Source organism: Burkholderia sp. BCC1996 (assembly GCF_905339955.1).
Classification (GTDB): domain Bacteria; phylum Pseudomonadota; class Gammaproteobacteria; order Burkholderiales; family Burkholderiaceae; genus Burkholderia.
The window spans coordinates 106,776-130,944 of the sequence record NZ_CAJPHM010000005.1 but is presented as its reverse complement, the minus strand read 5'-3'; the positions used below and the strand labels follow the sequence as shown (position 1 = coordinate 130,944).

17 protein-coding genes and 3 pseudogenes are annotated in these 24,169 nt (G+C 66.9%); 6 read left to right on the top strand and 14 right to left on the bottom strand.

All coding sequences use genetic code 11. The features are described from left to right. Positions 1-12: 12 nt before the first annotated feature. From U4Z64_RS08680 to U4Z64_RS08670, 3 genes are read right to left on the bottom strand one after another with little or no spacing between them, the layout of a single operon-like run. A complete protein-coding gene (locus U4Z64_RS08680; RefSeq protein WP_321819705.1) occupies positions 13-1,485 on the bottom strand; it encodes an efflux transporter outer membrane subunit in 1,473 nt (490 codons plus the stop codon). Further along, positions 1,482-4,646: an efflux RND transporter permease subunit gene (locus U4Z64_RS08675; protein ID WP_321819704.1), complete on the bottom strand. Its 3,165-nt coding sequence runs from the start codon at positions 4,644-4,646 to the stop codon at positions 1,482-1,484. Before U4Z64_RS08675 ends, U4Z64_RS08680 begins: the two co-directional genes overlap by 4 nt. A 9-nt stretch (positions 4,647-4,655) precedes the next feature. Further along, positions 4,656-5,960 carry an efflux RND transporter periplasmic adaptor subunit gene (locus U4Z64_RS08670; RefSeq protein WP_415750561.1) on the bottom strand — a complete coding sequence of 435 codons (1,305 nt, stop codon included), beginning with the start codon at positions 5,958-5,960 and terminating at the stop codon, positions 4,656-4,658. Positions 5,961-6,180: 220 nt separating this feature from the next. Here U4Z64_RS08670 and U4Z64_RS08665 point away from each other — a divergent pair, with 220 nt between their 5' ends. Next, positions 6,181-6,903: a response regulator transcription factor gene (locus U4Z64_RS08665; protein ID WP_321819702.1), complete on the top strand. Its 723-nt coding sequence runs from the start codon at positions 6,181-6,183 to the stop codon at positions 6,901-6,903. Further along, positions 6,903-8,198, top strand: a complete 1,296-nt coding sequence (locus U4Z64_RS08660; RefSeq protein WP_321819701.1) for an ATP-binding protein — start codon at positions 6,903-6,905, stop codon at positions 8,196-8,198. Before U4Z64_RS08665 ends, U4Z64_RS08660 begins: the two co-directional genes overlap by 1 nt. 78 nt (positions 8,199-8,276) lie before the next feature. Here the strand turns inward: U4Z64_RS08660 and U4Z64_RS08655 are convergent. The 6 genes and pseudogenes from U4Z64_RS08655 to U4Z64_RS08630 all read right to left on the bottom strand — a co-directional run. Beyond that, positions 8,277-8,537 (bottom strand): annotated as a pseudogene (locus tag U4Z64_RS08655) (fumarylacetoacetate hydrolase family protein); the annotation flags it as partial. Between the two features lie 141 nt (positions 8,538-8,678). Next, positions 8,679-9,605, bottom strand: a complete 927-nt coding sequence (locus tag U4Z64_RS08650; protein ID WP_321819700.1) for a LysR substrate-binding domain-containing protein — start codon at positions 9,603-9,605, stop codon at positions 8,679-8,681. Positions 9,606-9,903: 298 nt separating this feature from the next. Further along, positions 9,904-10,767 carry a transporter substrate-binding domain-containing protein gene (locus tag U4Z64_RS08645; RefSeq protein WP_415750558.1) on the bottom strand — a complete coding sequence of 288 codons (864 nt, stop codon included), beginning with the start codon at positions 10,765-10,767 and terminating at the stop codon, positions 9,904-9,906. Positions 10,768-10,870: 103 nt separating this feature from the next. Further along, on the bottom strand, positions 10,871-12,433 hold the full coding sequence (gene hutH, locus U4Z64_RS08640) for a histidine ammonia-lyase (RefSeq protein ID WP_321819699.1): 1,563 nt from the start codon (positions 12,431-12,433) through the stop codon (positions 10,871-10,873). A gap of 40 nt (positions 12,434-12,473) precedes the next feature. Then, a complete protein-coding gene (locus U4Z64_RS08635; RefSeq protein ID WP_321819698.1) occupies positions 12,474-12,728 on the bottom strand; it encodes a hypothetical protein in 255 nt (84 codons plus the stop codon). A 54-nt stretch (positions 12,729-12,782) separates the two neighbouring features. Then, positions 12,783-13,315, bottom strand: a pseudogene (locus tag U4Z64_RS08630) (SDR family oxidoreductase); the annotation flags it as partial. Positions 13,316-13,361: 46 nt separating this feature from the next. Here U4Z64_RS08630 and U4Z64_RS08625 point away from each other — a divergent pair. Further along, positions 13,362-13,558 (top strand): annotated as a pseudogene (locus U4Z64_RS08625) (integrase); the annotation flags it as partial. 327 nt (positions 13,559-13,885) lie between these two features. Next, positions 13,886-14,623 carry a sulfite exporter TauE/SafE family protein gene (locus U4Z64_RS08620; RefSeq protein ID WP_124485404.1) on the top strand — a complete coding sequence of 246 codons (738 nt, stop codon included), beginning with the start codon at positions 13,886-13,888 and terminating at the stop codon, positions 14,621-14,623. Between the two features lie 180 nt (positions 14,624-14,803). Here U4Z64_RS08620 and U4Z64_RS08615 read toward each other — a convergent pair whose 3' ends face one another. From U4Z64_RS08615 to U4Z64_RS08595, 5 genes are all read right to left on the bottom strand, one after another. Continuing rightward, positions 14,804-15,382, bottom strand: a complete 579-nt coding sequence (locus tag U4Z64_RS08615) for an NnrU family protein (protein WP_044847924.1) — start codon at positions 15,380-15,382, stop codon at positions 14,804-14,806. Positions 15,383-15,468: 86 nt separating this feature from the next. Beyond that, positions 15,469-16,002 carry a TfoX/Sxy family protein gene (locus U4Z64_RS08610; protein WP_321819697.1) on the bottom strand — a complete coding sequence of 178 codons (534 nt, stop codon included), beginning with the start codon at positions 16,000-16,002 and terminating at the stop codon, positions 15,469-15,471. Then, the gene (locus U4Z64_RS08605) at positions 15,999-17,108 is read right to left on the bottom strand and encodes a malate/lactate/ureidoglycolate dehydrogenase (RefSeq protein WP_321819696.1); all 1,110 of its coding nucleotides are present in this window, start codon (positions 17,106-17,108) and stop codon (positions 15,999-16,001) included. The genes U4Z64_RS08610 and U4Z64_RS08605 overlap by 4 nt, the downstream gene beginning before the upstream one ends. A 60-nt stretch (positions 17,109-17,168) precedes the next feature. Then, positions 17,169-18,623 carry a M20 family metallopeptidase gene (locus U4Z64_RS08600; protein ID WP_059506616.1) on the bottom strand — a complete coding sequence of 485 codons (1,455 nt, stop codon included), beginning with the start codon at positions 18,621-18,623 and terminating at the stop codon, positions 17,169-17,171. Positions 18,624-18,750: 127 nt separating this feature from the next. Continuing rightward, complete coding sequence (locus U4Z64_RS08595) at positions 18,751-19,821, bottom strand: nitronate monooxygenase (RefSeq protein ID WP_321819695.1); 1,071 nt, start codon at positions 19,819-19,821, stop codon at positions 18,751-18,753. A gap of 428 nt (positions 19,822-20,249) precedes the next feature. Here U4Z64_RS08595 and adiC point away from each other — a divergent pair, with 428 nt between their 5' ends. Both adiC and U4Z64_RS08585 read left to right on the top strand, forming a co-directional pair. Beyond that, positions 20,250-21,782 carry an arginine/agmatine antiporter gene (adiC, locus tag U4Z64_RS08590; protein WP_044847919.1) on the top strand — a complete coding sequence of 511 codons (1,533 nt, stop codon included), beginning with the start codon at positions 20,250-20,252 and terminating at the stop codon, positions 21,780-21,782. Between the two features lie 3 nt (positions 21,783-21,785). Next, positions 21,786-24,134, top strand: coding sequence for an Orn/Lys/Arg decarboxylase N-terminal domain-containing protein (locus U4Z64_RS08585; RefSeq protein WP_321819694.1), 2,349 nt, complete (start codon positions 21,786-21,788; stop codon positions 24,132-24,134). Positions 24,135-24,169: the final 35 nt, after the last annotated feature.

Here is a 24,169-nt window from a genome sequence, read left to right as displayed (position 1 = left end):
AAGCGTCGCCGTTCACATCGCGGCCGCCGACCGCTTCCCGTCATCCGCAGCGACGGCCGCATCGGCGCCGCCCGTCTTTTGCCAGCCGCCGCCGAGCACCTTGTACAGCGTGACGAGATTCGACAGCTTCGCGAGCTGGTCGGTCACGAGCTGCTGCTGCGCGGTGTACAGCGTTCGCTGCGCGGTGAGCACGGTCAGGAAGCTGTCCGTTCCGGCCCGGTAGCGCGCTTGCGCAAGATCGTAGTAGTCCTGCGCGGATCGAACGTACTCGCGATCGGCACCGACCTGCGTCACGTAGGTCTCGCGACCGGCAAGCGCATTCGACACCTCCTTGAACGCGGTCTGGATCGCTTTTTCGTAGTCCGCGACGTCGATGTCCTTCTCGATCTTCGCGACGTCGAGCGACGCCTTGTTGCTGCCGTAGTCGAAGATCGGCAGCGAAACCGACGGCGCGAACGCCCACGCGCCCGTGCCGGCCTTGAAGAGTGTCGACAGGCTGGAGCTGGCCGTGCCGGCCGTCGCCGTCAGCTCGATCTTCGGGAAGAACGCGGCGCGCGCGGCGCCGATGTTCGCATTCGCCGCCTTCAGCGTGTGCTCGGCCGCCACGATGTCGGGCCGGCGCGTCAGCAGGTCCGACGGCAGACCGGCGCCGACGTCCGCGAACATCGCATCGCTGTCGAGCAGCGTCGGGCCGCCGTCGAGGTCGTCCGGCAGTGCGCAGCCGATCGCTGCGGACAGATCGTTGCGGTCCTGCGCCACGGCGCGCGTGTAAGACGCGACGCTCGCCTTCGCCGACGCCAGCGATGTCTGCGCTTCGCGCACGTCCTGCAGCGACGCGCTACCGATCTTCCGCATCGCGACCGTGAGGTCGTAGGTACGCTGGTTGGCCGCCACAGTGTCGGTCGCTATCGCGAGCATCGCTTCGTCGGCTCGCAGTTGCAGGTAGTCGGCCGCGACCGTCGCGATGAGCGCGAGTTGCGTGCTGGTGTGCGACGCATCCGTCGACAGGTAGTTCTCGAGCGCCTGCCGCTTCAGGCTGCGCAGGCGTCCGAAGAAATCGATTTCCCACGACGTGGTGCCGACCGACACGCTGCTCGAGCGGCTGATCGTGCCGGCGCTGCGGGAATTCGTCAGCGAACCGCTCGCGTCGATCGACGGTCCGAGCGACGCACGGGTGATGCGGTACTGCGCCTCATACTCGGCCACCTGAAGCGCCGCGACGCGCAAGTCGCGGTTGTTGTCGAGGGCGAGCGCGATCAGCTTCTGCAGTCGCGCGTCCTTGTAGAAGTCGCGCCAGCCGAGGTCGGCGGCGAGCGGTGCCGCCGCGCCGGTCGACGCCGCCGCCGGCGCCGCGGCGCTCGTTCCATATGCGGCACCCGCAGGCCACGTGCTTGCGACAGGCGCGGCTGGCCGTTGATAGACGGGGTCGAGCGAACACGCGCCGAGCGCGGCGACGCACATCAGCGCCAGCAATTTCCGTTTCATGCTTCTTCCTTTGCGTGCCGCGCATCATCGCGACCGTGCTCGTTGAACAGTTTGCGCACGACGATGAAGAACACCGGCACGAAGAATATCGCCAGCACCGTCGCGGCGATCATCCCGCCGGCGACGCCGGTGCCGATCGCGTGCCGGGCAGCCGAGCCGGCGCCGGTACTGACCACGAGCGGCAGCACGCCGAACACGAACGCGAGCGACGTCATCAGGATCGGCCGCAACCGGAGATGCGCGGCCTCGAGCGTCGCCTCGATCAGCCCTTTCCCCTGCGCCTGCAGGTCCTTCGCGAATTCCACGATCAGGATCGCGTTCTTCGTCGACAGGCCGATCGTCGTCAGCAGACCGACCTTGAAATACACGTCGTTCGACAGCCCGCGCAGGTGCGCGGCGGCGAGTGCACCCAGCACGCCGATCGGCACGACGAGGATCACCGCCAGCGGCACCGACCAGCTTTCGTACAACCCGGCAAGACACAGGAACACGACGATCAGCGAGATCGCGTACAGATAGGTCGACTGCGAACCGGCGAGCACTTCCTGATACGACTGGCCGGTCCACTCGATGCCGAAGCCGGACGGCAGCTGCTTCGCGATCTTCTCGACCGCCTTCATCGCCTGGCCGGTGCTGACACCGGGCGCCGTCTGCGCGCTCATCTGCATCGCGAGCGTACGGTTGTAGCGTTCGATCTGCGGCGGCCCGAAGGTCCAGCGCGTGGTCGAGAACGCGGAGAACGGCACCATCGCGCCGTCGTAGGTCGTCGTCGAGGTCGACGACGCATTCGACGAGGAATCGGCGCGCACAAACCACTGCCCGACGTCGGTCGGCATCATCCGGAACGGCGCATCGGCCTGGACGTACACCTTCTGGATCCGTCCGGTATCGATGTAGTTGTTCACGTAGGACGACCCGAACGCGGTCGACAGCGTCGAGTTGATGTCCGAGATCGACAGCCCGAGCGCGCCTGCCTTCTCGCGATCGATGTCGACATGGAGTTGCGGCGAGTCCTCGAGACCGGCCGAGCGCGTCATCGCGAGGGACGCATCCTTCGCGGCGAGCGCAATGAAACGGTTGCGCGCGGCCAGCAGCTTGTCGTGCCCCTGCCCCGAGCGATCCTCGATCTCGAAGTCGAGACCGCTCTGCGTGCCGAGCCCCTGGATCGCCGGCTGGTTCATCACGAAGACCTGCGCATCGCGGCGCTTCGCGAACGCGGCATTCGCGCGGCCGATCACCGCTTGCGCGCCGTCGTTCGATCCGCGCTGGCCCCAGTCCTTCAACTGGACGAACGCGAACGCGTTGTTCTGCCCTTGCCCGTTGAAACTGAAGCCGTTGACGGCCATCACGTGCGCGACGGCCGGCTGCTTCAGGAAATACTGCTCGACGGCCTCGACGGTTTTCAGCGTGCTCGATGCGGGCGTGCCCACGGGTGCCGACACCGATACCATGATCGAGCCCTGATCCTCTTCCGGCAGGTACGACGACGGCAACGTCATGAACAGCAGCCCGACGACGCCGGCGATCAGTGCGTACGCAATCATCCAGCGCATCGGCTTCGCGACGACGCGCGCGAGCGACGCGCTGTATCCGGCGTTGCCTTTGTCGAACAGCCGGTTGAATGCGCCGATGAATCCCCGACGCTCGTGATGCGGGATGGAAGAAGGCGTCAGCAGCGTGGCGCACAGCGCCGGTGTCAGCGTCAGCGCCAGCAGCACCGACAGCACCATCGCGGACACGATCGTCACCGAGAACTGCCGGTAGATCGCGCCCGTCGAGCCGGAGAAGAACGCCATCGGAATGAACACGGCCGTCAGCACCGTCGTCACGCCGACGAGCGCGCCGGTGATCTGCCCCATCGCCTTGCGCGTCGCTTCCTTCGGCCCGAGTCCTTCATCGGCCATGATCCGCTCGACGTTCTCGACGACGACGATCGCATCGTCGACCAGCAGCCCGATCGCGAGCACCATCGCGAACATCGACAGCACGTTGATCGAGAAGCCGATCGCCGACATCACGCCGAGCGTGCCCAGCAGCGCGACCGGCACGACGATCGTCGGAATCAGCGTCGCGCGCAGGTTCTGCAGGAACAGGTACATCACGAGGAACACCAGCACGACGGCCTCGATCAGCGTCTTCACGACTTCCTCGATCGAGATCTTCACAAACGGCGTCGAGTCGTACGGGTAACTGATCGCGATGTCCTTCGGCAGCTGCGGCTGCAGCTCGGCGAGCTTCGCGCGCACCTTGTTCGCCGTCGACATCGCGTTCGCGCCGGTCGACAGCTTGATCGCGAGCGCCGCGGCCGGTTTGCCGTCGAGCCGCGACGACGTGTCGTACGAATCGCCGCCCACTTCCACGCGCGCGACGTCCTTCAGCCGCACCTTCGACCCGTCGGTGTTCACGCGCAGCAGGATGTCGCCGAACTGCTCGGGCGTCGTCAGCAGGCTCGACGATGCGATGGTCGCGTTGATCGCCTGCGTGTCCGTCGCGGGCGCGCCGCCCAGCTCGCCGACCGACAGCTGCACGTTCTGGTTCGAGATGGCCGTCGTGACGTCGGACGCGGTCAGCCCGACACTTTTCAGCCGGACCGGATTCAGCCAGATTCGCATCGCGTGCTGCGCGCCGAACAGCGTGACGTCGCCGACGCCGCTCAGCTGGGTGAGCTGGTCCTGGATCTGCGTCGAGATCACGTTGCCGAGTTCGATCGAACTGAGCGAGCCGCCCGGCGACGACAGCGCGACGATCATCAGGAAGTTGCTGGACGCCTTCGCCACCTGGACGCCCTGTTCCTGCACCGTCTGCGGCAGCGACGCGGACGCCTGCGTCACCTTGTTCTGCACCTGCACCTGAGCGATGTCGGCGTCGGTGCCGGGCGCGAACGTCAGCGTGATCGATGCCTGTCCCGCGTTGCTGCTGGTCGACGACATGTACAACAGGTTATCGATGCCGGACAGTTTCTGCTCGATCACCTGCGTGACGGTCTTCGCCACCGTGTCGGCCGATGCGCCGGGATAGGTCGCGCTCACCATCACCGAAGGCGGCGCGATCGTCGGATACTGTTCTACCGGCAGCTTCGTGGTCGCCGCGCCGCCGATCAGCATGATCACGATCGCGATGACCCATGCGAGGACCGGACGCTGGATGAAAAATCTCGCCATGCGCCCTCCTTACGACTTCGCCGCCGGCGTGCCGGACGCCGGTGCGGCGCTCGTCGCGGCCGCACCATCGGTCACCACCCGAACCGCCACGCCGGCCTGCACTTTCTGCAGCCCGTCGACGATCACGCGATCGCCGGCCTTCAATCCGCTCGATACGACCCATCGGTCGCGATACGCGTTGTCGGCATGCACGACCACCTGCTTCGCGTGGCCGGTCGCGTCGACGATCCAGACGCTCGCGCTGCCATCCGATGCGCGCGTGACGGCGAGCTGCGGCACCAGCAGCGCATTCGTGTCGACGCCTTCGTCGAGTTGCGCGCGTACGAACATGCCCGGCAGCAGCTCGCCTTCGGGGTTCGGGAACACGATCCGCAGCGTGACGGAGCCGGTCGTCTGGTCGACGGTGATGCCCGAGAACTGCAGCACGCCGTCGTGCGGATACGGCGTGCCGTCCTCCATCGTGAGCCGGACGACCGCGCCGGCGCCGGCGCGCTGCAGCCGGCCCGACGCATAGGCCTTGCGCAGCCGCAGCCATTCGGCGCTCGAGCGCGTGACGTCGAGATACATCCGGTCATACGCTTGAATGGTCGCGAGCGCGGTGGTCTGGTCGGCCGTCACCAGCGCGCCCGCCGTCACCGACGATGCGCCGATCCGCCCGGCAATCGGTGCGGTGATCCGCGTGTAGCCGAGATTGACGCGCGCCGATTCCAGCGCGGCGCGATCGGCGAGCACGTCGGCCTCGGCCTCGCGCATGGCGGCGATCGCGTCATCGTTGTCCTGCGCGCTGACCGCGCTGATCTTCACGAGCTGCGCATAGCGCGCTGCCTTCGTGCGCGCCGACCCGAGCGTCGCCTCGGCCTTCGCGAGGGTGCCGCGCGCCTGGTCGTAGGCGGCTTGATAGCTGGCCGGGTCGATCTCGTAAAGCACCTGGCCGGCCTTCACGTCGGTGCCTTCGGTGAACAGCCGCTTGCGGACGATCCCGCCGATCTGCGGGCGGACGTCGGACACCAGCTGCGCCGACAGCCGCCCCGACAGTTCCGTTTGCTCGACGATTCGCTGCGGCGCGACGGTCTCGACGGCGACTTCGACTGCGCCGCCGCCCATGCCGGCCGGCGCGACGGCGCCGTCGCGCTTGCCGCACCCGGCGATGCCGAGCGCCGCGCATAAGGCCAGCGCAACGGACCAGCCCGCGATTCGGCGATTCCGACGCCGCCCCGGCAACGACGCCGGCGACGCTTTCCCGTCCTGCCCGGCAATCGGCATCGACGGCCGTGCGCTGCAGGACGCTGACTGCTTGTTCATGTGTACGACCATTACCTTCGTTCGAATGTCGGCCACGATAAGCGAATCATCATCTAAGTTGTTGATTCTTATGTGCATTCACATAATGTGTCGGGATTGACACAGACCGATTCCGCGCACCGGAGTACATTTGTCGGCACATGCGCACGGCGCACGCCGGCCCGACGCGCCCGATACGCGCCCGGTGCCTGCCGCGCGCGACACAACAAGATCGCAACAACGGTGACCCGAATTGACCGGTACTTCCATCCTGATCGTCGAGGACGACGCTGACATCAGCACGCCGCTCGCCGCCTTCCTGTCCGGCAAGGGCTATGTCACGCACGTGGCCGGCAGCGTCGAAGCTGCGGACGCGCTCCTCGCGACCGTCGAGGTCGATCTGGTCCTGCTCGACGTGATGCTGCCGGGCAAGGACGGACTCGACCTGTGCCGCCGCCTGCATGCCGTCAAAGGCGGCCCGCGCATCATCATGCTCACCGCGCTCGACGATCCCACCGACAAGGTCGTCGGCCTCGAGCTCGGCGCCGACGATTACGTACCGAAGCCGTTCGACCCGCGCGAGCTGCTCGCGCGCATCCGCGCGGTGCTGCGGCGCCCGGGCGCGTCGGACGACGACGAGCGTCGGCCGACCGCCGAACTGGTCATGCAGTTCTCGGGCTTCACCTTCTATCCGTATCGGCGCTTCGTGCGCTCGCCGGCCGGCCTGCGCATTCCGCTCACCGGCGCCGAAACGGACCTGCTGCTCGTGCTTTGCCAGCACGTGCGCAAGGTGCTGTCGCGCGAGGAACTCATCGGCCTCACGCGCGGCACGAACTTCCCGATCTCCGAACGCTCGGTCGACCTGCTTGTGAGCCGGCTGCGCCGCAAGCTCGCGGGCGACGATCCTCTGGAAGAAACGATCCGCACCGTGCGCGCGGACGGCTACGCATTCCAGCCCGACGTGACGATCGCGTGATGCGCCGCGCCCTGTCCACCACGCTCGGGCAGATCCTGCTCATCCTGACGTGCTCGTCGATCGCAACCGCGCTGCTGTTCATCGCGCTGTTGTCGCACCACTCGCCGCCGCCGCCGTGGCCATGGCAGAGCGCCTATCGGATCGCGAGTCTCGTCGAGAGCCTCCAGGCCGCGCCGGAAAGCGCGCGCGACGCGATCGTCGACGCGGCACGGCAGCCGGCGCTTGTGTTCCGGCTCACGCCGGCACCGCCCACCTGTGCCGGCGTGAGCCCGGACACCCAAAGCCTCGAAGCGATCCTGAAATCCGAATTGACCGCCGTCGCGGACATCACCGTGCGCGCGTGCCCGGGCGGTGGGCCCGGTGCGTCGATCCAGGTGCGCGTTCCGCTCGGCAACCGGACGCTCGAAATCCTGACGGACCGGAACAAGGCCGATCCGCCGCGGTATTCGTTTCCCTTTTACGCCGCGCTGATCTTTCTGTGCATGGGCGTCGCGGCGCTGTCCACGTGGGCCATTTCACGCGTGATCCGGCCGCTGCGGCGGCTGTCCGAGCAGGCCGATGCATTCGGCCGCGCGATGTCGGTCACGCCGATCGCGGAGGAAGGCCCGCTCGAGATCCGTCGCGCTGCGCATGCGTTCAACCTGATGCAGGAGCGCATCACCGCTTCGATCCAGAACCGCACGCGCATGCTGGCCGCCATCAGTCACGACCTGCGTACGCCGCTGACCCGCATGCGGCTGCAACTCGAAATGGAGCAGACGGACAGCGTGCGCGACAAGCTGATCCGCAATATCGACCTGATGCAGACGATGGTCACGTCCGCGCTCGCGTTTCTCGGCAGTGGCGCGGACCGCGAACAGAAGGAGTGGCTCGATCTCGGCGCCCTGATCGCGACGCTGTGCGACGAATACGAGGAAGCCGGCACGCTCATTCGCTACCACGGCCCCGAACAGATCCGCTTCTTCTGCCGGCCTGACGCGATGCATCGCATGCTGACGAACCTGATCGACAACGCGATCCACTTCGGCAATCACGTCGCGGTGACCGCCGCGGTCGATGGCCCGCGCGTGCGAATCGAGGTCGTCGACGACGGTCCGGGCATTCCCGACGACCGGCTACAGGACGTGATCGAACCGTTCGTGCGGCTCGACGCGGCGCGCAACGAGCGGCCCGGCAGCGTCGGGCTCGGGCTGTCCATCGTGCGCGAGATCGTGCAGATGCACGGCGGCACGTTCGTGCTCGTCAACCGGAAACCGACGGGGCTGATTGCGCGTGTCATGCTCCCGCTAGCGTGACGACGGTCGTCGATCGAACTCAACGTCGCCGGGCGGCGACACGCGCGGCGCGGTGCCGCTCGGCGCCGTGCCGGGCAATCAGCCGGCTGCCTCGTCGACGATCACGTTCCGCAGGGTCCCGATCCCCTCCACGCTGACTTCGCAAACATCGCCGGCCTTCATCAAGAGTCTCGGCGTGCGGGCCCCGCCGATCCCGGACGGAGTGCCCGAAACGATGACGTCCCCGGCCTCGATCGTCATCGCCTCACTGATGATGCTGATCAGGCTCGCCACATCGAACACCATCTCGTCAGTACTTGCCGACTGAACAACCTCGCCATTCAGACGGGTTTCGAGGCGACAGCGGAACGGACAAGCCCAGCCTGCCTGGCAATCGAAAATAGACCATGCTCGGTGGTTTGTTCGAGTACCTGCACCTCGACTTCCGCTACGCGGCGCAAGGCAGTCTGATAGCGGCGGCACAAATCGACATCGCGGCAACTAGCCGAACAGGGCCGCGATATCTCGCCCCGTTTGCTCGGCTTCGTCGATCAGCCAGTCGAGGAACTGTTGAGCGGCGGGAGATTGCGTGACCGCCGGTTTCCAGCACACAAAATAGGGAAACGGCATCGGCAGCGCAATCTTGAACGGCGCGACAAGTTCGCCACGCTTGATGCTGTCGGCGGCAAAGAAGCCTTGCCCAAGCGAAACACCTCGCCCCCGGATGGCGGCATCGATTGCCATGCTCGATACCGAGTAAGTGAGCGGTGACAGCGCATCGGGAAGCTGTACGCCGACGGCATGCAGCCATTGGGCCCACGTCGGCGGTGACAGGTTCGCCCAGCCCCATTCGACGTGAATCAGCGGATAACGCAAAAGGTCGGCCGGTTGCGAAATCGGACCCGACGCTTGCAACAGCGACGGCGCACACACCGGTGCGACCTTGTCCGTAAAAAGCATGTGATACGGCGTTTCGTCGCGGGGAAGTGCGCCGTACGTTATCCGGATGTCCGCGTTTCTCGCCGCCACGCTGGTTTCGTGATCGACCACTTCGACGTGAACCTGCACGTGCGGGCAGAGGTTGTGCCACTTGTCCAATCTCGATGCAAGCCAGTGCGTCGCCACGGATGGAAACGTCATCAACGTGAGTCGGCGTCCGGTCTGTGCATTGAGTGCTGCCTGGGCATCGTGGAAGCACTCGAATCCCCGCGCGATGTGCGAGTGGTACAGCTCGCAGAGCGGGGGCGGGCGCAGGCCCGTGTTCTCACGCTCGAACAGTACGATACCGAGGAACGTCTCGAGCACGCGAATCTGCTGGCTAATCGCGCCTGGGGTGACATGTAGCGCCTCGGTCGCGGCGATGACACCGCCGTGGCGCATCACGGCATCAAAAATCTGCAGGGCGCGAAGCGGCGGAAGGCGGTTCATGAAGCGAATCCGGAAGGGCAATCGGAGGCTGCGCCCACGCACGGTGTCGAACGGTGCCCGGGCGAGCGCGGGGAATGGTCGAAGTCAGTCTAGCAAAGACTGATGCAAGGCGGGCATGCAGAAGAACGTGCGCCCTTCACGCTCTCTCAAGGGTGCGGAACGGTGGCGGGCGGCTCGGTATCGGGCCGGAGGGGTCGGGAGAAACGCGGTGAACCCGTCGTCTTTTCATACGAAAGAGGAACCGCGCGTCCCCCTCTTTCATCCGGCGGTCGTCGCACCGTACGACGTTACCGCACGCCTACGGCCGCACATTGGTCTTGAACCATTTCTCCGACAATCTTGCCACGGTTCCGTCCGCCAGCGCTTCCGTAATCGCGGCATCGAACTTTGCCTTCAGATCCGCGTCCTGCTTGCGGAATCCCAGACCTTCTCCCGGCCCCCAGATGGCGCCGCCGATCGTCGGCCCGACGATCCGGATACGAGCGGTATCCTTGTTGCCGCCGATGCCGGCGTAGTAGGTCACGTCGTCGAACGCCATGTCAATGCGTCCGTTGACCAGGTCGAGATCGCGTTCGGCCGACGTCTTGTACAGCCGTACCGAAGCGACGTCCTTGAAGTTGTCGGAGATGAATCGCGTATAGACCGTGCCGGATTGAATGCCGATCGATTTCCCTTTCAGCTGCGCACGCAGTGGCGCAATCAGCGCACGGTCGGCCTGGACATTGCCGGTCAGCTTGAGGGGCGCGGCCGTGCCGGTGCCCTTCGTCAATCCCTGCCCGTCGAGCGACGCAAATGCGGCCGGCGTTGCCGCATAGGGTCTGGAAAAGGCGATGATTCGTTCGCGGTCCGGCGTGATCGCGAGCGCGTCCATCACCGCGTCGAACTTGCCGGCCTGCAGGCCGGTAATGAGGCCATCGAAGTCCTGGGCAACCGTGTCGCATTGCAGGTTGACGCGCTTGCAGAGATTGTCGAGCAATTCCGGCTCGAACCCCGAGAGTTTGCCGCTCGGCAATGTGAGATTCCACGGCGCGTAGCTGCCTTCCAGCGCGACCTTGACGGATTTCCATTCCCTGGCTTGCGCGTCGCTTCCGACGAGTGCGAGCGCACCCACGAGGGTAAGGAACGACACCTTCATCAACACCTTCCGGGAAATCATCTTCATGCTGCACCTCCTGTCATTGAAGCGATTTCGCCGCAGCGGGAATCGCCGAATTGTCGTGCCATGTCCGATCGTGGCCGTCGGCGCGTTGCCGACGGCGCGGATGTCAGCCGTGTAGCGTGCCGGCGATGCGCTCGACGACGCTCAGCAGGTCGCCCTGTTCGACCAGCCGATGCACGGCCATCATGTCCGGGTAGAAGAAGCGGTCGCTTTCCGCGGTCGGGACCGCCTCGCGGATACGCGCATAGACCGCCGCGGTTGCAGGCGACGCATCGGCGGGGTCGTAGAAGTCGAGCGCCTGGGCAGCGGTGAGCAACTCGATTGCCAGCACATGCTGCAGCTTGTGGGATGTGGCATAGGCTTTCCGCGCGGCGTGATACGCGAAACTCACCGGGTCTTCCTGATTGCCGCTCGTCGGCACACTGTCGACGCTGGCCGGTTGGGCGAGCGTGCGCATTTCGCCCAGCAGGCCTGCCGCGGTGTATTGAATGATCATGTAGCCGCTGTTCAGCCCCGGGTCTTTCGAAAGGAACGCCGGCAGCTCGCTGAAGTACGGGTTGACGAGCCGATCCGTCCGGCGCTCTGAAATCTTTGCAAGCGTGGTCATCGCGATGCAAAGGAGGTCGCTGGCAATGCCGACGAACGTGCCGTCGAAGTTCGCGCCAGAGATTGCCGTGCCGTCGTCGCCTTCCGGGTAAATGACGGGATTGTCGCCGCTCGATCCGACTTCATCGAGAATCGCGTCGCGCGCGTTCCTGATCGCCTGCCGGGATGCGCCGTGTACCTGGGCAACGCCGCGAAGGCTATAAGTGTCCTGTAGCCTGTAGTCTGAAAAGCGTTCGCATAGTGCGCTGCCGGCAAGCAGCCGCCGGATGTTGTCGGCCGAATTCTGCTGTTCCGCGTGCTTTTTGACGGCGTGATACCGTGGATCCAGCGAGCGCGTGGTTGCTTTGAGCGGTTGCAGCGTCATCGATGCCGCGATGTCGGCAACCTTCGACAGTTCGATTGCGTTGTAAAGCGCCAGCATGCCGATCGCCGTCACCGACGTCGTGCCGTTGGTGAGTGCGAGGCCTTCCTTGCAGCGCAGCGCGTGCGGCTCGATTCCCGCGCGCGCCAATGCGTCGGCGCCGCTCATCCGTTCGTCGCGGAAGAACGCCTCTCCCTCGCCGATCAGCACGAGTGCCATATGCGCCTCCGGCGCAAGGTACCCGACCGATCCGTCGCCCGGCGCGAACGGCGTGATGTCGTGGTTCAGTAGCGCGGCGATCTGCTTCAGCAACTCGAGACTGACGCCGGAGTAACCCTTGCCGAGGCTGATCAGCATCATTAGCAGTGTCGCGCGAACGACTTCCCGCGGCAGCCCTTCGCCGACCGAGACGGCATGGGAGCGTACGATATTTCGCTGAAGCAGCTCGGCGTCACCCGGGCTGACGACACGTGTCGAATTTGCACCAAAGCCGGACGTCACCCCGTACACCAACCTGTTTTGATCGAGGAATCGCTCGACAAGACGACGCGAGCTCAATACGCGTTCGCAATAGGCCGATGAAAACGTCACTTGCGCACCGTGCCGCGCAATTGCAACGAACTGTTCGATCGAAATATCGGATGCGCCGAGCTGGACTTCGGAGATTGCACTGCTGCGGGTTTGGGCGGGTGCCAAAGACATGCTGAACTTCCTCTATCGATGGGATGCAATGATGGGGCAACTATCCGGGGCGGGACGCCTGCTGATCGTTGTTGTGTTGTTCGCAAGCGTAGGGGTGGTCATTTTGTGCAACAAGCGATTTGATCTGCACCCCGGGTTTAGTTTTTCTAAATTCCGGGTATTCAAAAAAATCGAATGCTTGGGACAGCCATGGACAGGCTTCAGGGAAGCCGCAGCCCCGATCGCCGCTCACGCGCAAGAGCAGCACCGGGAGCGCGACCCCGATGATGATGAAGCCCGCCAGCACCGCGGTCATCACGGGCTCATCCTTCTCCGAAATTCGACGACGACCGCATGCGCGCGGCCGCGCTCAATAGGCCTGATTCGTGGGCCGGAACAGCACTTCGTTGATGTCCACGTCATCGGGCTGACTCATCGCGTACTCCACCGCACGCGCGAACGCCGACGCCGGAATGGCCTGCCGATAGACCTGGTTCATGCCCTTCGCGACGTCCGGGTCGGTAATGGTCCGTGTCAGCTCGGTTGCCACCGCGCCCGGCGACAGGATGGTCGTGCGGATGTTGTGCGGCTTGACCTCCTGCCGCAAGCCTTCGGAAAGCGCGCGCACCGCATGCTTGTCGCCGCATACACGGCGCCGCCCGGGCCGACCTTGTGCCCCGCCACGGACGACACGTTGATGATGTGCCCGCCCTTCTGCCGGATCATGTGCGGCAGCGCCGCGGCGATGCCGCACAGCACGCCCTTGATGTTGACGTCGATCATCCGGTCCCATTCATCCACGTGCAGGCGTTCGAGCCTCGAGCTCGGCATCAGCCCCGCGTTGTTCAGCATCACGTCGATGCGGCCGTGCAGGTCGACCGCGCGGTCGACCAGGCGCTGGACTCAAATCATCGGCATCTTGAAGGACGCTGAGGCCGACAGGAATCAGGCGTCACCGCTTATCGCGAATCTTACGAAAGACGGCGCAGGCTTCGAGAGCACCTGACCGTGGCGCGTGCTGCGACGGTTCTTGGTACTGGCCACCGAAGCGATCCAGCACGAGCGGCGAGAAATAGCGGAGAACTTGCGTCGCGCTAGTCTGCATCGCATGCGCTGGCGCGGGGGGCCGAATTAATCTCAGTGCGCGGGAGCCCGTGCGTCGTACTGCCGGCGCGGTGATCCGGGACGACGGTACGATCGTCTATCCGGACGTCGAAGGCGATGCGCCAGCGGAAACACCGACACGCAGCCGAACGCGTGACGCGACACCGGTCGCGTGCGTGACGGCGCGGGCGAAACGCGAAACGGCGCGAAAGCGTCACGCCCGACGCAACGCCCCACGTCGATCGCCCGCGCCCCCGCGCCCCCGCAACGCCGCGCGCCGGCCCGCTTTGCGCCGCCGCGATCCTGCATTACCATCGGGCGTCCGCCGCGCGTACCCGCGCGCCCCGCCACTTCTCCGCTTCCGCACCCATGCTCGCCCTCATCATCGTCGCCGGCCTGTGGGCCGGCCTGCAAAACGCCCTCGCGGGCGGCGGCTCGTTCGTCACGCTGCCCGCGCTGATCGTGTCGGGAATGTCGCCGCTCGCGGCGAACATCACGTCGACGGTCGCGCTGTTTCCCGGCCAGGTCACGACAGGCTGGGCCAGCCGGAACATGGTGCGCGGCGCGGGCAAGCTGTCGTTTCGCGCGCTGTTCGCGATCAGCGTGGTCGGCGGCGCGCTCGGCGGCCTGCTGCTGCTGAAAACCCCGTCGTCGATCTTCTCGCACCTCGTGCCGTGGCTCGTGCTGTTCGCGACGGTCGTGTTCGCATGGGGCAGCTTCTTCCGCAAGACCGGCGCCGGCACGCAGCATGTCGGCCCCGTCACGGCCGCGATCTCGCAATTCCTGATCGCGATCTACGGCGGCTACTTCGGCGGCGGCATCGGCTTCCTGATGATGGCCGCGCTGACGATGGCCGGCCTGTCGCCGCGTCATGCGATGTCGACCAAGAACGCGCTCGCGGGCGTGATGAACGCGTCGGCGGTCGTGCTGTTCCTGACCTCGCCGCACCTGCACTGGCAGGCGGCGATCGCGCTCGGCGGCGGCGCGATCGTCGGCGGCCTGCTCGGCGCGTGGGCGCTGCACCGCGTGAACGAGCGCGTGCTGCGGATTGCGATCGTCTGCATCGGCGCCGCGCTGACCGTGGGGCTGTTCGTCAAGCCGATCTGACGCACGCGCGCCGATCGCGCCGACGGCACGCATGCCGCCGGTCGCGACGAACTCGCCATCGATGGGCAGGTGCGTCGAGCGATGGGGGGGCAATGCGCCCGCCTCGATGCCGCGGGCGGATTCGCGGGCGCGGCAGGCGGCTTGCGCGCCGCGCTCGTCAATGCTTGCAGGCGCGCGCGTTCAACCGAACGGCCGCACACCGATCAGCGGGCCGTGCAGGAACCAGGCGAAGACGGCCCATACGACGAGTCCGGCGACGATCGTCACGGCATCGCCCGACAGGCTGCCGGCCGGATAGCGGACGCCGTTGCGGCGATCGCGCGCGCGCCACACGACGAAATCGACCAGCGACCACACGAAGAATGCGCCGAACAGCACGACCGCGTGCAGCGTGCCGTTCGCGAGCAGGTGCGCGATCGCCCATACCATCACGCCGGCCACCATCGGATGGCCGACGAGCGTCTTGATGCGGTTGCGCGGCACGTAGGATGCGGCGATCAGCACGAACGCGATCGCGGTCAGCATGCCGGTGAGATGGCGAACGCCGACGGGCGACACCCACAGCAGCGTCCCGCCCTGGCGCGCGATCCCGTAACCCCAGATGATCAGCACGAAGCCGACGATCGACGCGATCGCATAGGGGCCCTTCCAGCGTTTCTCGCCGATCCGCTCGATGGTCGCGGATCGCCAGCCGTCCGCGACGATCCGAATCGAATGCACACCGAGGAAGATCGCTAAACCGAGAATCAGGACGAGCATCGGTTGTCTCCGTCTGGAACGATGAGTGGGGAATCATTCGCGCGGCTTTCGATGCGCCGTTCGCGAGGCCGGCGACACGGCCGGCGCTACGGTTGCTTGCGCTTCGCCACGGATTTCGCGGCCGGTTTCGAAACGGGTTTCGGCGCCGCTTTCGCGGAAGGTTTCGCGGACGCTTTCGCAGACGACTTCACACTCCGTTTCGCCGCCGGCGTCGACGCGGCTGCCGTCTTCGGCTCCGCAGGCGGCTTGGGCGCCGCCTTCACCTTCGCCTTGCGCTTCGGCGCCCCCGCCAGCAATGCCGCCCGATACGCGCCGCGGCACCAGTCGAACAGCGCGCCCGCATCCTCGAGCACGTCGGCCGGCGTTTCGTAATAACCCTCGAGCGCAACGGTGCGCGTGGGACGCTCATACGAGAACGGCCCCATCCCCGCCGCCACGAACGCGGGACGGTTCACGTCGTCGACGCGCAGGAACAGCGACCCGCGCGACATGAAGCCGAACATCACGCCGTCGAGCCGCATCGCGGCACCGCTGAAGAACCGCACGACCTCGACCTTGCCGAGCGGCGCGAGCCGGTACGCGATCTCCTCGCCGTGCGCCTTCTCCGATTGCCAGCTCATGCGGGCTCCGTGCAGCGCTGTGTCCACACGTCGAGTTCCGCGTCGTCGAAGCCGACGGCCGCCGCGCTCTCGCGGATCTGCCGCCACGTCGCGCGATCGACCGGAATGCCGTCCACGCCGCGTGCGGCGCGGCTCGCCTCCTCCGGCTCGCCGGGCATCCGCACCGGCGCATCGCCCGCCTGCGGCGACGCCTTCGCCCATGCGACGAACGCATCGGCTTCGCGCTGCGCATCGGCCGCATCGAACGCGTCCGGATCGATCAGCACCGACAGCATCCCGTTGACGATCGCGCTCGTCTTCTGCAGCGTGCCGCCGTAGGTCGTATCCCCGCCGACCAGCGCGCCGCCGAAGATCTCGCACATCGCGGCCAGCGCATACCCCTTGTGCAGCCCGAACGGCAGCAGTGCGCCGAACGGCTGCTCGTGCATGACGGCCGGATCGTCGGTCGGCTGGCCGCGATGATCGATCAGCGACCCCGCCGGCACGCGCTTGCCCTGGTTGTACGCGACCCGCGTCTTGCCGTACGCGATCGCGCTCGTCGCGAAATCGAGCAGCAGCGGCGGCCGCCCCGCGCGCGGATACGCGGCGCAGAACGGATTCGTGCCGAAGCGCGGATCGGTGCCGTGCAGCGGCGCGACGAGCAAGTCGCCCGGCACGTTGACGAAATGGAACGACACGAGCCCCGAGCGCGCGCACTGCTCGGCCCAGTGCCCGATGCGGCCGAGGTGATGGACGTCGCGCAGCCCGATCGCACAGATACCCATGCGCCGTGCCCGCTCGATGCCTTCGACCATCGCCTCGAATGCGATCACCTGGCCGAAGCCGCGCCCGCCGTCGATGGTGAGCACCGCGCCGCCGTCGCGGACGATCGACGCGTGCCCGTTCAACTGCAACTGCCCTTCCCGCCACGACGCGACGTAGTTCGGGGTCATCCCGATCCCGTGCGAATCGTGACCGGCCAGATTCGCGCCGACCAGATGATCGGCGACGAGCCGCGCCTCGCGCTCGCTGCTGCCGGCCCGCTCCCAGAGTGCCGCGACGAACGCGTGCAGCGGTTCGGCGCGCATGCGCAGCGGGTCGGTATCGGGGGTCGGCAGCGCGGTCATCGGCAAGGCTCCGTCAGGTCGGGTTGGATCCGGTCGGGTCGGGACGGACAGCGCGAACGCTCAGCGCGCGGACGCGATCACGTCCGCCACCGCCGCGGTCAGCTTCTTCGCGTACGGCACATGCAGGAACTCGTTCGGGCCGTGCGCATTCGACTTCGGCCCGAGCACGCCGCACACCATGAACTGCGCGGACGGGAAGCCGGCCTGCAGCACGTTCATCAGCGGGATCGTGCCGCCGAGGCCCATGTACGCGCAGTCCGCGCCGAAGTGGCGGCGCGACGCGGCGTCGAGCGACGACGCGAGCCAAGGCGCGAGATCCGGCGCGCTCCAGCCGGTCGCGGCGCCCGCATCCGGCTTGAACGTGACCTTCGCGTTGTACGGCGGATCGAGTTCGAGCAGTTCCTTCAGCTGCTGCACGGCCTGAGCGGCATCGACCAGCGGCGGCAGGCGCAGCGACAGCTTGAACGCGGTGCGCGGACGCAGCACGTTGCCCGCGTCGGCGAGCGCCGGCAGGCCGGCCGCGCCCGTCACCGACAGCGACGGACGCCACGTCGAATTCAGCAGCGCCTCGCGCGGATCGGTGGTGGTCGGCAGCACCGGCTTGCCGTCCGCGCCGCATGCCCACGGCAGCCCCTTCCATACGGCGTCGCCGAGGATCGCGGCGGCCGCGTCGGCTTCGCGCACGCGGCTGTCGGGAATCTCGCAATGGAACACGCCCGGCAGCAGGTTGCCGTTCTTCGCGTCTTCCAGGCGCTCGAACAGCTGGCGCATCACGCGGAAGCTCGACGGCGCGATGCCGCCGAACACGCCCGAGTGCACACCCTCCTCGAGCACCTCGACCTGCAGGTCGCCGGACACCAGCCCGCGCAGCGACGTCGTGAGCCACATCTGGTCGTAGTTGCCGGCGCCCGAATCGAGGCACACGACGAGCGACACCTGGCCGAGCCGGTCGCGCAGCGCATCGACGTACGGCAGCAGGTCGTAGCTGCCCGACTCCTCGCAGGTCTCGATCAGGCCGACGCAGCGCGGGCGTTCGACGCCCTGCTCGTCGAGCGCGCCGAGCGCGGCGAGGCTCGCGTAGATCGCGTAGCCGTCGTCCGCGCCGCCGCGGCCGTACAGCTTGCCGTTCTCGAACTTCGGCGTCCACGGGCCGAGGTCCGCGCGCCAGCCGTCGAATTCGGGCTGCTTGTCGAGGTGGCCGTACAGCAGGATCGTGTCGGTGCTGCCCGAGCGGGTTGCAGGGGTTTCGAAGAAGATCACCGGCGTGCGGCCGGGCAAGCGCACGATCTCGAGCTTCAGGCCTTTCACCGGCTGGCGTTCGGCCCACTGCGCGGCATCGGTGACGACCCGTTCGAGATAGCCGCGCTTCGCCCAGTCGGGGTCGAAGGCGGGGCTCTTCGCGGGGATCGCGATGTAGTCGGTCAGTGCGTGGAGGATTTCATCGTTCCACTTGCGCTCGACGAAGGTAACGAGCTTGTCATGGTCGAGGACGGGGGTAGTGTCGACGGAGGTCATGGTGGGGTGCCTGGATAGGGCTGACGAAAAACCGGATGATACGCCGATGGCCCCGCCCCGGGGCGCTTTCCGTGGCCGTATTCAGGGCCCGTTCGAGCCCGTTTCCCGCGGCGCGTCGCGCCCCCGCTCAAACAGCCTGCGGGAATGCGTCGCGCAACCCCGCCGCGCACGCGATCGCGTCGTCCCACAGCCGCCGGGTCAGCGCCCCGGCATCCTCTTCCCGCGCAAGCGCCGCGGCCTCGCCCGACCACAGCAGCGAGAAATCGTCGCGCCCCTGCCGCTCGAACGCGCCGCGCAGCGGATCGACTGCCGCCGTCGCGAGCGGGAACGCGGGCGCAAGCGCGCTCATCGGCCCCTGCTCGCGCATGAAGCGCGTCAGCAGGCCGCGTCCGGGGCGGCCCGTGTAGAGGTTGGTCACGCGCGTACCGTCGTCGCGTGCGGCCCGCAGCGCCGCGCGATGCTGCGCCGAGCGGCCGGCCTGCGGCGTCAGCAGGTAGCCGGTGCCGATCTGCACCGCGCGTGCGCCGAGCGCGAACGCGGCCGCGATGCCGCGGCCATCGGCGATCGCGCCGGCGGCGATCACCGGCGCGCGCACCGCGTCGACGATCTGCGGCAGCAGCGCGAACAGGCCCGGCTGCGCGTGGATGTCGTCGGTCAGGAACATCCCGCGATGCCCGCCCGCCTCGGCGCCTTGCGCGACGATCGCATCGACGCCGCGCGCATCGAGCCAGCGCGCTTCCTCGACGGTCGTCGCGGACGACACGATCAACGCGCCCGTGCGCCGCACCCGTTCGAGCAGCGCTTCGTCCGGCAAACCGAAATGGAAGCTCACGACGGCCGGGCACAGTTCCTCGACGACCGCGCACATCGCGTCGTCGAACGGCGCGCGGCCAGGGCCGCCCTTCACGTCGGCCGGATCGAGCCCGGCTTCCGCGTAGTAGCCGGCCAGCGCCGCGCGCCAGCGCGCGTCGACCTCGGCGTCGGGCGCGGGCGGCGCATGACAGAAGAAGTTGACGTTGAACGGCGCCGGCGTGCGTGCGTGGATCGCCGCGATCTCGTCGCGCAACTGCTGCGGGCCGAGCGCCGCGCATGCGAGCGAGCCGAGCCCGCCCGCCTCGCAGACCGCAATCGTCAGCGGGCTCAGGGAACCGACCATCGGAGCCTGGATCAGCGGCAGGCGGGAAGGCAGCATCGTCATCGGAATCACCGTTCGGTAGAAATAATCAATGGTGCGGGCGAGCGCATTTCGAGCGCTCGATAATAACCGACTAATTCAATCAGGGTTTGCCGACTCATTCAGCCCGCAAATTTAATTAACCGGTTCGGCAAAAATCGATTATCCGTTCAACCTGCACCGCATCTCACCTTCGCCCCGAAACCACCACCCGGACGGCCCGGACAGGCCATTCCCCCCGGTGCGGCCACCTTCAGCCGCACCAAAGCGTTTCACCCCTTTCAATGATCGACATCAATATTCAAGATATTAAATGGCCTCGCTTACCCTTATTAAACTTCATTAGGCGATAAGATGCTGTCGTTCAATAAAACGACGATCCATTCCGGAATCGTCGACCGGCGCCGGGCCGCGCCACCTCAACCGCATCACGACCATTCAAGGAGCCTCGCATGTCCGATGCCAGCTCGTCCTCCTCCCGTTCCGCCGCCGCGCCAGCCGCGACCGCCGCGCCGAAAATCGGTGTCATCCCCGCCACGCTGATGGTCGCGGGCAACATGATGGGCTCCGGCGTATTCATGCTGCCCGCGAACCTCGCCGCCACCGGCGGCATCGCGATCTTCGGCTGGCTGATCACCGTGGTCGGCGCCGTGTCGCTCGCGCTGGTGTTCGCGAAGCTCGCGGCGATCGACCCGGCCGCCGGCGGCCCGTATGCGTATGCGCGCAAGGCCTTCGGCCCGTACATCGGCTACCAGACCAACCTGATCTACTGGCTCGCGAACGTGCTCGGCAACGTCGGCCTCGCGGTCGCCGGCCTCGGCTACCTGACGCACTTCTTCCCGGTCCTGCACGACCCGCTCGTGTTCGCGCTCGCGCAGATCTTCGTGATCTGGCTGTTCACCTACGCGAACATCCTCGGGCCGAACGTGGTCGGCCGCGTGCAGTCGGTCACGACGATCTTCGCGCTCGTGCCGATCCTCGGGATGGCCGTGTTCGGCTGGTTCTGGTTCAGCAAGGACGTGTACTTCGCCGGCTGGAACGTGTCGGGCGCGAGCAGCTTCAGCGCGATCGGCGCGACGCTGAACTTCACGCTGTGGGCGTTCATCGGCGTCGAGAGCGCGTCGGTGTCGGCCGGCGTCGTCGAGAACCCGTCGCGCAACGTGCCGATCGCGACCGTCGGCGGCGTCGTGCTCGCGGCCGTGTGCTACGTGCTCAGCTCGACCGTGATCATGGGGATGATCCCGAACAAGGCGCTGCTCGCGTCGAGCGCGCCGTTCGCGGATGCCGCGCGCCTCGCGCTCGGCGACACCGCCGCGAACGCGGTCGCGATCTGCGCGGCGCTCGGCTGCCTCGGCTCGCTCGCGGGCTGGACGCTGCTGGTCGGCCAGACCGCGAAGGCCGCGGCCGACGACGGCCTGTTCGCCGGCGTGTTCGCCCGCGTCAACTCGAAGAACGTGCCGTCGGCGGGCCTCGCGATCGTCGCGGTCATCATGTCGGTGCAGGTGCTCGCGACGATGTCGCCGAGCGCGAGCGAGCAGTTCGGCAAGATCGCGTCGATCGCCGTGATCATGACGCTGTTGCCGTACATCTACTCGTGCATCGCGATCAAGGTGCTCGGCTACGGCAAGATGCCGTCGCACCAGTTCACCTTCTACACGATCGTCGGCCTGATCGGCGCCGTCTACGCGCTGTGGGCGATGGTCGGCTCCGACGGCCAGCAGACGCGCTGGTCGCTGATCTTCGTGATCGCGACGATCGTGTTCTACGAGCTGTCGATCAACCGCCAGCGCGAAATCGAGGAAACCCATGTCCATCCGGGCGGCCGCTCGCCGCGCTGGGTGCGCTACCTCGCGCTCGGCGTGACCATCGTCGCGCTCGTCGCGGCCTTCTGGATCTCCGTCGGCCAACACGAGGCCGCCCGCCTTCACGCACGCTCGCCGGCCGCCGCAGCAGGCATCCCGGCAACTCAACAAACGGGGGAATGACCCATGACCGCTTCCTTGACCCAACCGGCGTTCCGCCGCCTCGGCATGAAGGCGCTGCTCGTGCAGCACGACATCGACGAACGCACGGCCACCGGACGCGCGGCCACCGCGCTCGTCGAAGAATTGCGCACGCGGCTCGTCGACGTCGTGATCGCGACCTCAGCCGAAGACGCACGCGCGGTGGTCGACGCCGATCCCGCGATCCAGTGCCTGCTGCTCAACTGGGAGCTCGGCAACGATCCCGGTCATGCGCCCGCGCAGGCCGTGCTCGACGCGATGCGTGCGCGCAATGCGACGGTGCCGGTGTTCCTGCTCGCGAGCCGCGCGAGCGCGGCGGCGATTCCCGTCGACGCGATGCGCAAGGCCGACGACTTCATCTGGATGCTGGAGGACACGACCGCGTTCATCGGCGGGCGGATCGTCGCCGCGATCGAACGCTACCGCGAAACCGTGCTGCCGCCGATGTTCCGCGCGCTCGCGCAGTTCTCGCGCGTGTACGAATACTCGTGGCACACGCCGGGCCACACGGGCGGCACCGCGTTCCTGAAATCGCCGGTCGGGCGCGCGTACTTCGAATTCTTCGGCGAAGCGCTGTTCCGCTCGGACCTGTCGATCTCGGTCGGCGAACTCGGCTCGCTGCTCGACCACTCGGGCCCGATCGGCGAAAGCGAACGCTACGCGGCGCGCGTGTTCGGCGCGCACCGCACGTATCACGTGACGAACGGCTCGTCGATGTCGAACCGCGTGATCCTGATGGCGAGCGTCACGCGCAACCAGGTCGCGCTGTGCGATCGCAACTGCCACAAGTCGGCCGAACATGCGATGACGATGTCCGGCGCGATTCCGACCTACCTGATACCGTCGCGCAACCATTACGGGATCATCGGGCCGATCATGCCGGAACGGCTCACGGCCGCCGCCGTGCGTCTCGCGATCGACGCGAACCCGCTCGTGCGCGGCCGCGACGGCATCGACCCGGCGCCCGTGCATGCGCTGATCACGAACTCGACGTACGACGGCCTCTGCTACAACGTCACGCGCATCGAGGAACTGCTCGGCCAGAGCGTCGACCGGTTGCATTTCGACGAGGCGTGGTACGGCTACGCGCGCTTCAACCCGATCTACCGCGATCGCCACGCGATGCACGGCGATCCGTCGCAGCACGACGCGAGCAAGCCGACCGTGTTCGCGACACAGTCGACGCACAAGCTGCTCGCCGCGCTGTCGCAGGCGTCGTTCATCCATGTCCGCAACGGCCGCAACCCGATCGAGCACGCGCGCTTCAACGAGGCGTACATGATGCATGCATCGACGTCGCCGAACTACGCGATCATCGCGTCGAACGACGTGAGCGCCGCGATGATGGACGGCCCCGGCGGCGAGGCGCTGACCACCGACGCGATCCGCGAGGCCGTGTCGTTCCGCCGAATGCTCGCGCGGCTGCATGCGGAATGCGAGGAGAACGACGACTGGTTCTTCAACGGCTGGCAGCCGGACACCGTGGTCGATCGCAAGACGGGCCGGCGCGTGCGCTTCCATGAAGCGGACGAAACGCTGCTCGCCACCGATCCGTCATGCTGGGTGCTGCATCCGGGCGACACATGGCACGGCTTCGGCGAGATCGAGGACGATTACTGCATGCTCGATCCGATCAAGGTGTCGATCGTCACGCCGGGCGTCGCGCCGCATGGCGGGCTGATGCCGGTCGGCATTCCGGCGTCGGTCGTCACCGCGTACCTGGACCGGCACGGCATCGTCGTCGAGAAGACGACCGACTTCACGATCCTGTTCCTGTTCTCGCTCGGCGTGACGAAGGGCAAGTGGGGCACGCTCGTCAACACGCTGCTCGACTTCAAGCGCGACTACGATGCGAACGCGCCGCTCGAGCAGGCGCTGCCGGAACTCGTCGCGCGCTATCCGGACCGCTACGGCACGCTCGGCCTGCGCGATCTGTGCGACCTGATGTTCAGCGCGATGAGCGACCTGAAGACGACCGAGATGATGTCGCGCGGCTTCTCGACGCTGCCGCAGCCCGACTTCAGCCCGGCCGAGGCGTACGAGCATCTCGTGCACAACGACATCGAGATGCTGGAACTCGCCGAGATGGCGGGCCGCACCGTCGCGACGGGCGTGGTGCCCTATCCGCCCGGCATTCCGCTGCTGATGCCCGGCGAGAACGCGGGGCCGGCCGACGGCCCGCTGCTCGGCTACCTGAAGGCGCTCGAGCAGTACGACCTGCGCTTCCCCGGCTTCACGCACGACACGCATGGCGTCGAAGTCGAGGACGGCGTGTACCGGATCGCGTGCATCAAGCAAACCGCGCGCGATACCCGCAATACCAACACGCGCTGAGCATGCGCGCCGCGACGCCGCGCCGGCAGGATGCG